At 46.2% G+C, this 14,797-nt stretch carries 12 protein-coding genes; 4 read left to right on the top strand and 8 right to left on the bottom strand.

Going from position 1 to position 14,797, the window contains the following annotated elements; all coding sequences use genetic code 11:
* Nucleotides 1-16: 16 nt before the first annotated feature.
* Nucleotides 17-2,449 (bottom strand): 4-alpha-glucanotransferase, encoded by a 2,433-nt coding sequence (gene malQ, locus L5M37_RS09585; protein WP_263200256.1) that lies wholly within the window; start codon nucleotides 2,447-2,449, stop codon nucleotides 17-19.
* Between the two features lie 567 nt (nucleotides 2,450-3,016).
* Here malQ and L5M37_RS09580 point away from each other — a divergent pair.
* Nucleotides 3,017-3,646 (top strand): peptidylprolyl isomerase, encoded by a 630-nt coding sequence (locus tag L5M37_RS09580; protein ID WP_173497052.1) that lies wholly within the window; start codon nucleotides 3,017-3,019, stop codon nucleotides 3,644-3,646.
* A 128-nt stretch (nucleotides 3,647-3,774) separates the two neighbouring features.
* On the opposite strand, the gene L5M37_RS09575 is transcribed toward L5M37_RS09580, so the two are convergent.
* From L5M37_RS09575 to betI, 6 genes are all read right to left on the bottom strand, one after another.
* The gene (locus L5M37_RS09575) at nucleotides 3,775-4,251 is read right to left on the bottom strand and encodes a MarR family winged helix-turn-helix transcriptional regulator (protein WP_006080852.1); all 477 of its coding nucleotides are present in this window, start codon (nucleotides 4,249-4,251) and stop codon (nucleotides 3,775-3,777) included.
* A gap of 101 nt (nucleotides 4,252-4,352) precedes the next feature.
* A complete protein-coding gene (locus tag L5M37_RS09570; protein ID WP_263200254.1) occupies nucleotides 4,353-5,057 on the bottom strand; it encodes a TorF family putative porin in 705 nt (234 codons plus the stop codon).
* Nucleotides 5,058-5,071: 14 nt separating this feature from the next.
* Nucleotides 5,072-6,289: a BCCT family transporter gene (locus L5M37_RS09565; RefSeq protein WP_263200252.1), complete on the bottom strand. Its 1,218-nt coding sequence runs from the start codon at nucleotides 6,287-6,289 to the stop codon at nucleotides 5,072-5,074.
* 372 nt (nucleotides 6,290-6,661) lie between these two features.
* Entirely contained in the window at nucleotides 6,662-8,347 is a 1,686-nt protein-coding gene (betA, locus tag L5M37_RS09560; RefSeq protein ID WP_263200251.1) for a choline dehydrogenase, read from the bottom strand.
* 9 nt (nucleotides 8,348-8,356) lie between these two features.
* A complete protein-coding gene (gene betB, locus L5M37_RS09555) occupies nucleotides 8,357-9,826 on the bottom strand; it encodes a betaine-aldehyde dehydrogenase (RefSeq protein WP_263200250.1) in 1,470 nt (489 codons plus the stop codon).
* The gene (gene betI / locus L5M37_RS09550) at nucleotides 9,811-10,410 is read right to left on the bottom strand and encodes a transcriptional regulator BetI (protein ID WP_263200249.1); all 600 of its coding nucleotides are present in this window, start codon (nucleotides 10,408-10,410) and stop codon (nucleotides 9,811-9,813) included. The genes betB and betI overlap by 16 nt, the downstream gene beginning before the upstream one ends.
* Nucleotides 10,411-11,010: 600 nt before the next feature.
* Between betI and yiaY the strand changes: the two genes are divergently transcribed.
* The 3 genes from yiaY (at nucleotide 11,011) to L5M37_RS09535 (ending at nucleotide 13,870) form a co-directional block, all read left to right on the top strand.
* Nucleotides 11,011-12,159 (top strand): L-threonine dehydrogenase, encoded by a 1,149-nt coding sequence (gene yiaY, locus L5M37_RS09545; protein WP_028760717.1) that lies wholly within the window; start codon nucleotides 11,011-11,013, stop codon nucleotides 12,157-12,159.
* Nucleotides 12,160-13,009: 850 nt separating this feature from the next.
* Nucleotides 13,010-13,375, top strand: a complete 366-nt coding sequence (locus L5M37_RS09540) for a hypothetical protein (protein ID WP_028760718.1) — start codon at nucleotides 13,010-13,012, stop codon at nucleotides 13,373-13,375.
* A 288-nt stretch (nucleotides 13,376-13,663) separates the two neighbouring features.
* Nucleotides 13,664-13,870 carry a hypothetical protein gene (locus tag L5M37_RS09535; protein WP_028760719.1) on the top strand — a complete coding sequence of 69 codons (207 nt, stop codon included), beginning with the start codon at nucleotides 13,664-13,666 and terminating at the stop codon, nucleotides 13,868-13,870.
* A gap of 80 nt (nucleotides 13,871-13,950) precedes the next feature.
* Here the strand turns inward: L5M37_RS09535 and L5M37_RS09530 are convergent, their stop codons facing one another.
* Nucleotides 13,951-14,319 carry an acyl-CoA thioesterase gene (locus tag L5M37_RS09530; RefSeq protein ID WP_006080843.1) on the bottom strand — a complete coding sequence of 123 codons (369 nt, stop codon included), beginning with the start codon at nucleotides 14,317-14,319 and terminating at the stop codon, nucleotides 13,951-13,953.
* Between the last annotated feature and the right edge of the window lie 478 nt (nucleotides 14,320-14,797).

Below are 14,797 nucleotides of genomic sequence, written 5' to 3'. Positions count from 1 at the left end.
TTCGCTGGTGCTAGATTTAGCTCGGTAGCTGTCTCGCCACAGCGATATTTTGTAATCGCTGCAGTATCTCTGGCGAAGTCGACACTTGCGTTAAATTCAGCGGCAGGCGACGCTGCCAATTTGGATATTCGAGCCAAGTACCGGGAATATTCACCGCATGGCGATCGGCTAATAAATCGCACAGTTGCACGCTGTATAGCGCACTATTACCGCGAGCTCCTAAGGTCATCCAAGCCGTGAGCAAGGTTTGAATATCGAGTTCGGCTATCGCCACCTCGGCTAACAGACCTTGAGCGACTAACAGTGAAATGAGTTGCTGCTTTTCATGTTCACGCCCAGCAAGCGCCTCGCCTAGCTGCTCGTCAGTTTCAAACAGGGACAACTGCCGACGCAGGTGTAAATCGCTGCCACACCACCAAGCGACTAAAGTCGGCACATCGTGATTCGCCAGCATCATTAAGCTTTGAGACTTATATTGATCCGGTGATTTAAAGCCTTGATGGTCTTTGCAGAAATAGAACAACTCGTTGGAATAAATGCCAGAAGTGTAGAGACGATGAATAATGTCAGGTGGCACCAGTCCTAAATCTTCACCAATCACCACACAGCGAGCACGTTGGCTCTCAAGGCAAACGATGGCAAGCAAGGTTTCGACGGGATAATACACATAGGCACCGTGACCGAGTTGCTTATCCAGCGGCCACCACCAGAGTCGCAGTAAGCCCATCACATGATCGATACGCAAGGCGCCACAGCTTTCCATATTGGCGCGGATCAAGGCGATAAAATGGCTGAAATTATGTTGTTTTAACTTCACAGGATCGAGTGGCGTTAAGCCCCAATTTTGTCCTTGGGGTGCAAAGGGATCGGGCGGTGCACCTATGCTGGCATTCAAACAAAACTGCTCGGCATTAGCCTGTACTTCACTGCCCTGCAGCGCTGCACCGACGGCCAAATCACGGATCAATCCCAGCCCCATCCCCACCTCTTTAGCTTTTAGCTGACAGAGGTGTAACTGCTTTTCAGCCACAAATTGCAGGTAAAGATAGAAACCTTCCTCTTGCACAAACGCTTTAGGACTACGTAAATATTCCGCTTGAGCAAACTCTTGTAGTGCACTGCCCTGCTCACGCACAAACTCATGGAATCTTTGCGCTCTGGGCGTGTCATTCGCTAAATGGGTTTCACAAAAGACGCGATATAACTGCTCAAAGGCACGGTATTTCAGCTCACTCACTTTAGGATAATCGAGCCAATTATCACGATTCAGTAAAGCGATAGCCTCTACCCAAGTAGCGCTTGAAAATTCAGTGGCAAGAGCTTGGTATTCAGGAACGCTTTGTAATTGAATATAAAGAGGATTAAGTCTGCGGCGATCGCACGGACTGTAGGGACTCGGATGCTCTGGCGCCGCGATATCGAGGGCATGCAAGGGATTGAGTTGAATAAAATCCGCGCCCTGCGCCGCCACCAGCCCGATCAGTTGTTCTAAATCACCAAAGTCACCAATGCCCCATTGGCTCTCGCTGCGCAAACTGTAAAGTTGAACGCTGATCCCCCAAGGTTTATGGCGTTTACCTTGGGCAACAGCCGTGAGTACGCCTTGGTAAGCGGCCCGCGGCGCCACCATTAAGGTGCCAGAAAACAAAGTACGAGTATCAGCCTCTGCCTCTGCCGTCACACAGCCCTCTAGCGCAGAGCTTGCCGCTTGTGTACTTGTCGATAGGGTATGTTTTAAGCTTAAGGCTATGCGATGAAAGCCCAAACCTAACATAGATAAATCACTCGCATTTTTGTCGGCTGCATGCGCAAATGAGTCTTGGTTTTTTGTAAATGCAGGGTTGTTAGTGAACTCTTGGCTGCTCAGGAAATAGGACGCTAAATTCACCGCCTCAGTCTCGGCGGGCATTAAGTTGTCAGGGAAAGCTTGGGTCTTGGCCTCAGCTAAATCGAGGCGTGCGAATCCCAGTTGCGTAAGATCAAGGCGATAGTGTAGATAAAGCGTTTGTTCAATGCGGTAATCGCCAATGGACTTAAGCGCCGAGAAAGGCACATCGAATACGATGGACTCACCCTGTTCGCATTCAATCGCCACACTCAGATCTGAGGTGTAGGTTTCTGGTAAACAAAGGCTTATCCAAGGTTCATCCACAAAACACCAATGGAATTCAGGTAGCACCTGAGTCCAAGGACGGGCATCCAGCAAGTCAATTTGCGACGCGATCAATGCTTCGGTCAATACCGCATCGACACAGGTCAGCCCAGCATCACTCGATAACGCTTCTGTAGCAGGAGCATCAATGGCAGTCCCTGCCACGCTGTTTTTTTCCTGTAACATACAGGTCAAGATACCTTGCCTGTCTAGCTCGGAAATATGGATGTTTTGGCCAAAACAATCAGTAAATTCTGCTCCAACTCCCCGCAAATACAGCAACTTTTCCAGCCCCATATTTTGTCGCCCCCGCGACCGCTCATCCATAGCTTTAGATATACAGTAACCATGCCAACGAAAAGTAACAAGAAGATGACATAAATATTTCAGAGAAATAACAAAAAACTTTTTCAAAAAAATCAGTAACTTACTAGAAGCACTCAGTTAAGTTGGCGCTCAGTAGCTATCAGGATATAAAGAGTGGAATGCACTAAATTGGGGCATGCGTTCAGCAAGAGGGCAAGCATGGCTCCTAAAGCATGCAATAAGTGAAGAGCAAATGGGTAGAAATAACATGACAAGCGTAAGTCATTTTTATGTCATTGCGTTCAGACTAATACTAACAAATACGTCAGGTGACATATTAACCACAGACATCAGTGCAACACTTTGTATCAATTGCGTTTTATAACTTGAACAGCCTATCTCTCCTCTGTCAACATCTCGTCTCGCTACAGCATAGAAACATAATAACAACATTAAATTCATGGAACCTGATATGCCCTCGCATATACGCCAGTGGCTCGCTCCCATGGAATGCTAAAGCAAAAACACCCCAATGATGATTGAGAATAAGGATATGAAATGAAGAAGTTATCAGGATTACTATTTGTCGGCTGCATTGCCTTGACGGGTTGTGAAGGAAGTACAGATGGTGATTTAACGCCGACGCCACCGACGCCCGATCCCACTCCGCCAGCCTTAGCTGCGGATGTGTGTTATTTAATGAAAACGACGAAAGGCGATATCACACTTGCCATTGACTTAACTAACATGCCAATCACAGGTAAAAACTTTAAGCAGTATGTTGATAAGTCATTCTATAACGGCACCTTATTCCATAGAACCGTTAATAACTTTATGATCCAAGGCGGCGGTTTTACCACTGGGCTCAAAAGCAAACCAGGCGATGCCCCCATCAAGAATGAAGCCGCAGTCGGTATTAGCAACAAACGTGGCACTATCTCCATGGCTCGCACGGATGATCCTAACTCTGCAACATCACAGTTCTTTATCAATGTGTTAGATAATCCACATTTGGATGCGTCTGCGAGTAATTATGGTTATGCCGTGTTTGGCAAAGTGGTCGACGGCATGGATGTGGCGGATCAGATCAGCATAGTACCGACAAAAAACAGCGGTGGTTTTGCTAATACGCCAGTGCAAGAAATCCTGATTAACTCTGTTGCTAAAACAAGCTGCCCTGCTGCTTAAGCATCTAAAAGACGCACAGCTAAACGACATCTAACTAAAAGCAAAAAAGCACTGAAGATTCAGTGCTTTTTCATTTTAAAATCTAATCGATTTTAACGTCTAATTAATTTAAAGCATGAGCTAAACGATTACTCATCCCCTTGGATCTTCCCCACCAAGAGCATAGGCGCCGCATCAATTTTATCGGCGTCCATCATAGTCGCGATACGCTCAACGGCTGAGAGCAATTGACTCTGCTCCCATTCTTCAAGATTCTGATAACGCTTAATAAAATGATCCTGTAACGGTTTAGGTGAGTCCTGTAACAGTGCTCGGCCCGCATCGCTAAGATATAAATGCACCTTACGTTTATCAGTCTCACTGCGTAGACGGATCACTAAACCACGTCCCTCTAGACGATCGATAATGGTCGTCACAGTTGCAGGGCTGAGCGTAATTTCTTCCGCCACGGTTTTAGCCAATGGCGCATCCAATTGGGCGATTTTCTGCATCACCATCAATTGCGGCCCAGTTAGACCTGAGTGTTTGTTCAGCTGGCGAGAATGAATGTCGATAGCGCGTATCACTCGGCGCAGCGAAATAAGCAGTTGTTCGTACTTTTCCATCGTTCTTTTCATTCTCCCCATTCTAAGCAACGAGTGCACCTTACCAGAAAGCGCGACTGAACTCACCCACGGGAGGCGCTTTTACGGCAAAATTCCTGATGTTACAACATGAATTGACGCGATACTGACAACACTAGACGCTCGTCACTGGTATCTAAGTTCATGCTGGTATCTTCGGCGGCAAGACTGAAATCAAAGCCACTCCAACTGGTCAGATAGGCGATACGGAAATGATTAAAAGATTTGCCACCATCCCATGACCATTTATCCTCATCAAGTGATGTCGAGCGATCGACACTAAAGCGAATATCATGTCCTTCAGCGACACTGACAGTATGGCCAAGCAACATAGTGTAATGCTCACCACCCAAACCAAAGTAATCCCATGTATAGGTCAACTTAGCCTCAGAGTGACCCAGTGAACTATCATATCCTAACTTGCTATACAGCTCAGGATAGTTGTACTCATCGGAAAACGACTCGCCGTGGTAAGTATAATAAGCCAGTCCGACATCGAAACTCAGTTGCTCATTGAGCTGATAAAACTTACCCGCATAGGCATCGAGCTCCAACCAAGTACTGTCGTTTCCCCCAAAGTCGACGTTCGAGGTAAAGCCGCCCACGTACCATCCCGAATCAAAACCGTAATCCAAATTGCCTTGCAGTGCTGGGCCGCTGTCAGTTTGGCTGACACCGTTAAAAGTGTAATCCGACGTCGCCGTCACAGTGGCCGATAATCCGGCATTCGCCGCAGTCGACATCAATAACAATCCGCCGGTGACAAGATAAAAACATTTTGATTTCATTATTAATTTTTCCATTAGTTGGCTAGCTCAATTTTAGTAAAGTCGATTTTGTTCTCTTTTGGCGAGCGCTCAATGGCACGAACTGTTTGCAATTGCGTCATCATGATGTAACCAAAACAGCTAAAGATCAGGCCCAGTGCGATTGCACCAACCCATTGAATTTGAAGAAAGTCTAATTGAAAGAGTAATGTCAGACTGCAGAGCAAGACTAAGTTAAAACTGACATATTGAAACTTGCCTAACCGCTCAATGGTCAAATTAAGATTATCGGTATAGAGGCGTACAAGTGAGTCGAGGGAATTGATTACAAAGGTAATTCCCACGATCACCATCGCCAGATTATAGAAGCCCGAAGTATCTAAGCCATTGGCGCTGTAGTAATAAAGTACGGTGAACCAAATCGCGATGGGGATAGACGGAAACACCATCATGGCCAGCAGCACTTGATAGGTTTTCATCCCGCCGACAAAGCGCGAGGTAAATTGGCCTATCATAATGCTCCATGCAAACCACCAGAACAGATAAAACTCATGGTAGTCGTTGATGGGTAACACAAAATGTTGAATATTGCCGAAGTAGTCGCCCAGCATGGCAAAGGTCGTAAAGAACTCGCCCACACTCGAGTCAGCCGATAAAAATGCACTGGCCCACATCATGGCAATCAAGCCTAAAAATAACCAAGTGCTCGCCAGACTCAAGATACGCACATAACGTATGCTAGTGCTGGAATATACCGCCGCGGCGATCACCATAAATACGATTAAATAGAAGCTACCGACTATGGTTTCGCCATCACCTAATTCGGGTAAATACCAAGGTAAATTGCTCAATAGCAAATAGGCGGTAAAGGCGCAGGTGCCAATAATTACGATATTATTGATGAACTTAACCCAAGGAATATCGAAGAATCTCACCCTAGGCTCGATGACACAAAAATAAAAACAGGTTAAAAAATAGAAGCTCCAAATCAAGAAGGCCCAGAAGCCAAACTCAATCGCCAGCGGATTACTAAAGCCGTATTCAGGACTCGCCGCCACATTGGCGTAACCCGCAAACTCGGTGAGCGGAAACATGATCAAGCCGACATCAAGTCCTGAGGTAAACAGAATCGCGATAAAGGTAAAAGTACGCACAGGCGTCACGCCGATACAGCGAATATTGCCCCAGCGATAAATCACAAACGCAATCGCGGCAAAAGTGAACAGTATCCCTGCGGATAATAACCAAGTCATAATGAGCACTCAGTCCCAGTCGATACTGGGTATAAGTCGGCATCTGGATATAAACCCATAAAATGTAACTCCATGTTTTTATTTAATAATAAAAACTGAACCATTTTTAAAGGCAACGTTCTGCCCTCAAGCCTTAAATATCGCTACTTAAAAACACTCCGCGATAGTTAAACCCTGATAGATGATCAGTCGTGAAAGCGGTCATTTGCACACTCACTGCGGGCTGACCGACCCTTTAGATAAAATGAATCATGATCCTTTTGAGTAATCAATTAATGAGTTTTGAGCCATCAATTAATGAGTCACTTCAAAATTGAAGCCGCCAGTCCGTCGATACGACGGACTGAGCAGGCGTGTTGTTAACTTATGGCTTTAACTTGTCGCAGTACTTCTTTGTGTGGTTTGCCAAGCGTCGGCAACCACAACGGCGGAATCTGCTGGCACTAACATCTCAGCCTCTAAAATCAGATCCGCGGCGCGCTCGGCCAACATGATGGTCGGCGCGTTCAAATTGCCGTTCGGGATAGTCGGGAAAATAGAAGAATCCACCACCCGTAAATTCTGCAATCCGTGCACGCGGGTTTCGGGATCCACCACCGCCATCGCATCTGTGCCCATCTTGCACGAACAAGAAGGATGATATGCACTCTCAACCGATTGACGCACAAAGGCATCGATTTGCGCATCGGTTTGCACTTGTGTGCCGGGTTGAATTTCCTCACCGCGATACTCATCGAATGGCGCTTGATTGATGATCTCACGGGTTAAGCGCACGCAGGCCCTAAAGCCTTCAATATCATCGGGATGCTGTAAATAATTGAACTGGATCTTAGGTGGCGCTTTAGGATCTGCCGACACTAAGGTCACGGCACCACGACTCTTAGGCTTGTTATGGCCCACATGTACCTGAAACCCATGACCCGCAAAGGCTTCTTTGCCATCGTAACGCATGGCCGCAGGTAAAAAGTGGTACTGTAAATCCGGCCACTCCAGACCCGCTTTTGAGCGAATAAAACCACAGGATTCAAAGTGATTTGTGGCCCCTAGGCCAGACTTATCTAAGATCCAACGGGCACCGATTAAGAACTTGCTGAAAGGATCTAACTTGCCATTGAGTGAAATCGGTTTAAGGCATTTGAATTGGAAATAAAACTCTAAATGATCCTGTAAATTCTGACCAACACCGGGCAACTCATGTTGTAACTCGACCCCTGCATCGGCCAATACTTGGGGATCGCCAATGCCTGATAATTGCAGTAAATGCGGCGAACCTATTGAGCCAGCAGCTAAAATCACGTCTTTGTTACAACGAATATCTTCAACTTTACCTTTGTGTTCAATGCGAACGCCAACAGCCGTTTGTCCTTCCAATAACACTTTATGCACTAAAGCGTGGGTCACAACCGTGAGGTTACGTCTAGCCATCGCTGGGCGTAAATAGGCATTGGCGGTTGACCAGCGTACGCCTTTTTTGACCGTCATATGCATAGGGCCAAAACCTTCTTGCTGCGCGGCATTATAATCGGCGGTCGATAAATACCCCGCCGCAATGCCCGCATCCACAAAGGCTTGGTATAAGGGATTTTGCATCTGGTTGCCGTTATTCACGCCTAACGGTCCAGACTCGCCGCGATACTCATCACCACCAAAGGCCCAGGTTTCCGCCTTCTTAAAGTACGGTAAGCAGTGGCTATAATCCCAATCGGTCGCCCCTTGCGCCTGCCACTCATCAAAGTCCCTAGCATGACCACGAACGTATACCATGCCATTGATCGACGATGAACCGCCAAGCACCTTGCCCCGAGGACAATGCATCTTGCGATTATCTAAATACGGCTCAGGCTGCGTCTCAAACTGCCAAGCATATTTAGGGCTGTTCATCGGAATTGATAACGCCGTCGGCATTTGAATAAAGATACTCTTATCACTGCCTCCGGTTTCTAATAACAGCACTTCGTTTTTAGGATCCTTTGACAAGCGATTGGCGAGCACACAACCCGCTGAGCCTGCGCCAACTATGATGTAGTTATAATATTTTTGCTCTAATGACTGAGTCAAAATGCCTCCTTAAAATGGGCTTTCTAAGGGCTGTAGACCCACATAAACGGCTTTAACTTGGGTGTAATGCTTGAGTGTCTCGCTACCGTTTTCACGGCCAATGCCCGACAACTTATAGCCACCCACAGGCATTTCGGCTGGCGAGGCGCCATAAGCATTGATCCAGCAAATACCCGCCTGTAACTGATGAATGACCCTATGAGCACGGCTGATATCTTGGGTAAACACCCCAGCGGCTAAGCCCATGGCGGTATTGTTTGCCCGAGCAATCACTTCGGCTTCATCTTTAAAGGTAAGCACGGACATTACAGGGCCAAAGATTTCCTCTTTACAGATGCGCATCTCGTCGGTGCAATAGGTGAAAATCGTCGGGGCAACAAAGTAACCATTGGGAGCATTTTCAGGTGTTAATGCTGTGCCACCGGTGAGCAGAGTTGCGCCATCGTCGATACCTTGCTGAATATAATCGAGCACTTTTTGCTGGTGAGCTTTGGAGATCAAGGCGCCAAAGTTAGTCTCTGGCGCCATAGGATCGCCCACCACAATGTTGGCTTGGGTACGGGCGAGCAGTTTTTCGATAAAGCGTGAATAAACCGACTCATGAACAAACACTCGCGTCCCATTGGTACAGACTTCACCTTGGGTATAGAAGTTACCGAGCATGGCACCTGAAACGGCATTGTCGATATCAGCATCGTCAAACACGATAAGCGGTGATTTACCGCCGAGTTCCATAGTGACGTCTTTTAATGAACTTGCTGCTGCGGCCATGACTTTTTTGCCAGTACCGACTTCACCAGTGAAAGACACTTTGGCAATATCCGGATGTCCCGTTAACCAAGCGCCAACCTTGCCATCGCCCATCACGACGTTAAATACGCCATCGGGCAAACCCGCCTCACTTAAGAGTTGCGCTAATTTCAGTGCGCCAAGCGGCGTTTCTTCCGAAGGTTTAAAAATCATCACATTGCCGCTAGCTAAGGCAGGTGCGGCCTTCCAACAGGCGATTTGTAATGGGTAATTCCACGCGCCAATGCCAGCACAAATGCCTAAAGGCTCGCGGCGGGTGTAATAAAAATCCCCACCGACTTGCTGCTGCGCGCCTTCAAGCCCTGGGGCAATATGGGCGAAAAATTCGATAGCATCTGCGCCTGTGACCACATCAACCACTGAGGCTTCTTGCCAAGGTTTACCGGTGTCGCACACTTCGATTGCCGCGAGTTCATCATTACGAGCGCGCAATAATGCGACCGCGTTTAACAGAATACGGCTGCGTTCAGTGGCACTCATGGCAGACCAAATCACAAAGCCTTTTTTGGCGCTCTCGATGGCCGCTTGCTGAATTTTTTCATCGGCCACTTGCACTCGGTACGCCAATTGCCCGGTGGCAGGATTGACGACGTCGAAGGTTTCGCCGCTGTCGTTAGCGAGCAACTGACCCGCAATAAAGTTGTACTGAACTTCTACTGATACTGACATGTATTAACTCCATGCTGCTTTATCACGTTATGGATAAAGGTTTTGCATAATTTTTCGGCCTGAACAAAATCCTGCTCAGGGGTTTCACTTAAGGCGCTGCGTAACCAAAATCCATCGATCATCGCCGCCGTTTGCTCAGCAGCCATCAGGGCAAACTCTTTAGGCAACACGTGCCGAAAGGAAAAATATAAGTTGCTGTATAAGCGGCGACTATTGATATTCTGCAAACGGGCTAACTGGGGATCGTGGACGGCCTGTGCCCAAAAACTCAGCCAAGTGTGAGTGACATTTCGCGAGCGTTGTAACTCGGTAAAATTCGCTTCAACTATCATCATTAAGCGCTCTGTTGGCGCCAACACTTGTCCTTGGATTCGATTGAGCAACGCTTGCTTTAACTGCTCGAGCAAGTGGCGCAGCGTCGCTTGGATCAAGCCCTGCTTACCACTGAAATAATGACTGATGATCCCCGCCAACTGACTAATGCTGTTGATGGTCGTGTGCTGCAATCCATGCAAGGCAACCGATGCTAATGTCGCATCGATAAGCTGCTGTCTGCGTATCAATTTCATGGCGGCTTTAGGCATAAATACTCAAGGAATAACCACTCTCTCAATACTCTGAACGACGTTAATTGAACGTTCAATTAACAATCATGATAATGATTAGTGATGTAACTATCAACCTAAAATAGCACAGTGCTAAAGCTCACAAGTTAGTTATGTAAAAAAGAATTAATCTGTAAAAACAAGATAAATGTATAGATTTCTTTGACTTACGGCCCTACCACAACCACAGCAGCACGCATAAATTAATATTAGATGTCAAACTAATTAATTGGAATCAATGCTACAAATGAGAGTATTTATGAGGTTTAACCTCTGTTAGATTTAACAATTGAGCCGTCAAACTCTGGATAAGAAAGTGGGATAAAAAGCAAACGAAAAATGCACAGAAATGATGCATCACCAGGGGCGCTAACAACGCTAAAAAACCATATCGTACGCCAACACTAATACCCGTCATAAAAGTCCGAAATTTAGTTACCTAGTTCCAACTTTAGTGGGAAATTACCCTCAGATAAGCGCCGAACTCGATCAAGCTCACACTTTCACTACCTCCAAATTGGTAGCTTGATCACCAGAAAAGAACACAACTTAATCTTTACAAGCAAATAGGTGGATTTTATGGCTGCTAAATTTTTTATTCCTTCTGTCAACGTATTAGGCCAAGGCGCAGTGGATGATGCTATCGGTGACATCAAAACCTTAGGCTTTAAACACGCACTCATAGTGACAGATAAACCCTTAGTCAAGATTGGCTTAGTGGGTGAAGTGGCCGAAAAACTCGGTCAAAATGGCATTACCTCCACCATCTATGATGGCGTACAACCTAACCCAACCGTGACGAACGTCGAAGCGGGTTTAGCCCTGTTAAAAGCCAACAAGTGTGACTTTGTGATTTCACTCGGCGGCGGATCACCCCATGATTGCGCCAAGGGTATCGCCCTTGTTGCCACCAATGGCGGCAGCATTAAGGATTACGAAGGGTTAGATCAATCCGCAAAACCTCAGTTGCCGTTAGTGGCCATTAATACAACAGCAGGCACAGCCAGTGAAATGACGCGCTTCTGTATCATTACCGACGAAGCCCGACACATTAAAATGGCGATTGTCGATAAACACACCACGCCTTTGCTGTCGGTCAACGACCCTGAGCTCATGCTGAAAAAGCCTGCGAGCCTAACTGCCGCAACCGGTATGGATGCACTGACTCACGCGGTTGAAGCCTATGTGTCTATTGCAGCTAACCCGATCACCGACGCCTGTGCGATCAAGGCCATGGAATTGATTCAAGCTAACTTAGTCAACGCAGTTGAAAACGGTCAAGACATCAACGCCCGTGAACAAATGGCCTATGCCCAGTTCTTAGCGGGTATGGCGTTTAACAATGCCAGCTTAGGTTATGTGCATGCGATGGCGCACCAATTAGGCGGTTTCTACGATCTGCCCCACGGCGTGTGTAACGCCCTGCTGCTGCCCCATGTGCAGGAATATAACGCCCAGGTCGTCCCTGCACGCTTAAAAGACATTGCCAAGGCTATGGGTGTGGATGTGTCTGCGATGACAGATGAGCAAGGTGCCAGTGCGGCGATAGCGGCAATCAAAAAGCTGTCTGTTGCGGTTAAGATCCCTGAAAATCTGACCTTATTAGGCGTGAAAGCGGAAGATATTCCAACACTTGCGGATAACGCGTTAAAAGATGCCTGTGGATTCACCAATCCAAAACAAGCGACCCATGCGGAGATCTGTCAGATCTTCACTAATGCGCTGTAATTGTGCGCTGTAATCGCCATACCTTACCAATCGCAAGTTAGCACACAACAATCGTGCGCTAACTTGCTGGATAACGACTTATTGTCCTGCTAGTGCGTAAACACGACTTCATCCTCCAATGAATTCGTTTTAGGCTCCAATAGTGCACAGATTATTGCTGCACTATTGGGGCCTTTTTTACACCTGTATCAACAAGATGGTGAGGTAAGTTACTATCTTAAAAATTGAGTAACAAAAACCAACATAAAACTCAGTGTCTATGCACCTTTGCACTGACAAAACACTCACAAATCAGCATATTCAAGAAGAAAGGATCTGAACCTAAAATATTCATAGCAAAATGATATAAAAAACGTGATCTCTGTGGGTTACAGACTGTTACAGATCCGATAAGATGGCCCCAGTTCGCTTTTTCCCTGCAAAAGATGAAGCCAGCTGAGAGGCCCGTTCTAACGAATGGGCCTCTGTCCATTCTGCCTTCTGCGTTTCCTCTGCAACAACTTATGCTGCCACTTAATCGTATTGCGCCCACCAAAGCCTAATTAACCTATTTACTCCGCTGTTCGCTCTTTTTATCAATAAGACTTACTGACGACCAAGTTGTTGCTTTATTAATCAGTAATTCAGCAAAAGCGAAACTTCACCCAAAACTGAGATCTAGCACAAAGTTATTGGCATAAAACTCATGCTAAATAGAGACATGACAGATTAAGTAAATGGTTAATTTTCATGCAGTAACTATCCTTCTCCGTCAAAAAACATCAAGGCTATATAGACTTAATTAATGATTGACCGAATTCAAAAACGATGCCTATGATGGCAACAATATCCTCGAACAGGTAGGTACGCTATGACTGCAATCACCCATGTATATAACTACACAGTTAGATGTCCACATTACAAAGATCCTGAACATCCCGTTACTTGGTTAAATCATATTGAAATGAACCAGTCCTGTGAGATCGCGTTAAATCGCATCACTAAATGGCACGAGCTTTCTGGGGAAAAAACCTTCGAAACGAATAAGTTTGTGGTTCGTAAAGCCGAAAATGAAGATGCTTACTTCTCAATGCAGAGTGACAGACTCAAAAATGACGGCCATGCCTTAGTCACCTTTAAAATCTTTTTAGACGATTGCTGTGACGATGCGGCGCCTGAAGAAATCATGCAGCACCTGATTGAAGACTATCAACAACGCTTAGCCAAACTCGAATAATCTTTGCAGTATTATTTAGCGACCTTAGACGCCAGTGCGCAAAACGCCACTGGCGTTTTTATTTGTCGAGTTCGATAACTCAACCCACGACGTCATTTAATGCTCTTAGTTTCACTCACTCGGTTGACACTCGCCCAGAAGCATTGCAACAGCGGCTCAGCAGATAATATCGCCATAGCGTGATTCAGCTCAAGATCTGTTATATTGTCCCGAATGTCATTTAGCACAGTAAAAATGGCAAGGCCCAGTAAATTGAGTTACGAACTTAAATTGAGGATTGGCATCACAATGAATAAAGCGACGCTCATTATTATTCCTTTATTACTCGCTACATCCGCCTGTGCGGATTTAAAGGACGCAGGCCGTGCCATCGGCACAACGACTAAAGAAGTCACCACTGAGATAGGCCACGCGACTCGAGACACGACAAAAGCCATAGGTCATGCTTCACGGGATGCGGTCAAATCGGTAAAAGAGGATTTAACCAAAGACTAATGACAGTGACGCCTAGGCGTCACTGCTCATTTTAAGCATCTTATACATTTAAGCATCACGCATTTTAAGCGCCACGCCCCTTAAGCCGCATTCGCCCGAATACCATGGGGCACAGGCAATCCTTGGGCATTCACATGCACAAACACCATCTTATCTATACTCACCACTGGCGCCTGCGTCATCTTATTACGTACTTGGCAGCTTACGGTAATAGAACTGTGGCCGAGACTCACGAGCTCCAGACCAAACTCAATCACATCCCCTTGATGCGCTGGCGTCATAAAGTTGATTTCAGAAATCAGCTTAGTCACATGGCTCGTGCTCTTCATCTGACAGGCAGCAAAGATGGCGGCCTCCTCGTCTATCCAACTGAGCAACTGACCGCCAAACAGTGTATTTGCTGGATTTAAATGTTCAGGTTTAACTAAACGGCGACTGTAATATTTCATGGCGATGACCTCAATGTGAATGCCAATAATCAGCTTTAATACGCTATAACTTTCCACATTATTCAGAGCATTTTTCAGGCCACTATTGATCGCCATTAAATAACAATGAGATAGCAATAAGCTGCTGTAAAATAATCCGATTATTGCACCAAGTCGTATCAGAGTTGCACCATATTAATCAGCGTAATAGTGAACCAATAAGCAAAAAAATAGCGACTCATAGAGTCGCCAAGCTAAGGCAAGCAAAAACTTACTGGGTAGGAAGTTAAGCCACAAAATTTGACTTAAAAACCCGCACAGCACATGTAGGCGAACTGCACGGGGGACAACAGCTGCAGAGCAGCTAAACACAGGCTTACGGGTAACACTCTTTCATACTCGACTCGAGATTTAGGCTGCAAGGTCGGTAACTCATCACAGTCCGCCCTTGCCCTCTATTTCGAGTTTTACCACCACGCCTCACCACAAACATCAGCAT

This window comes from Shewanella sp. SM69, assembly GCF_025653985.1.
Taxonomy (GTDB): domain Bacteria; phylum Pseudomonadota; class Gammaproteobacteria; order Enterobacterales; family Shewanellaceae; genus Shewanella; species Shewanella oncorhynchi.
Note: the sequence above shows the minus strand (reverse complement) of the source record. Positions and strands in the feature narration are given on the sequence as shown.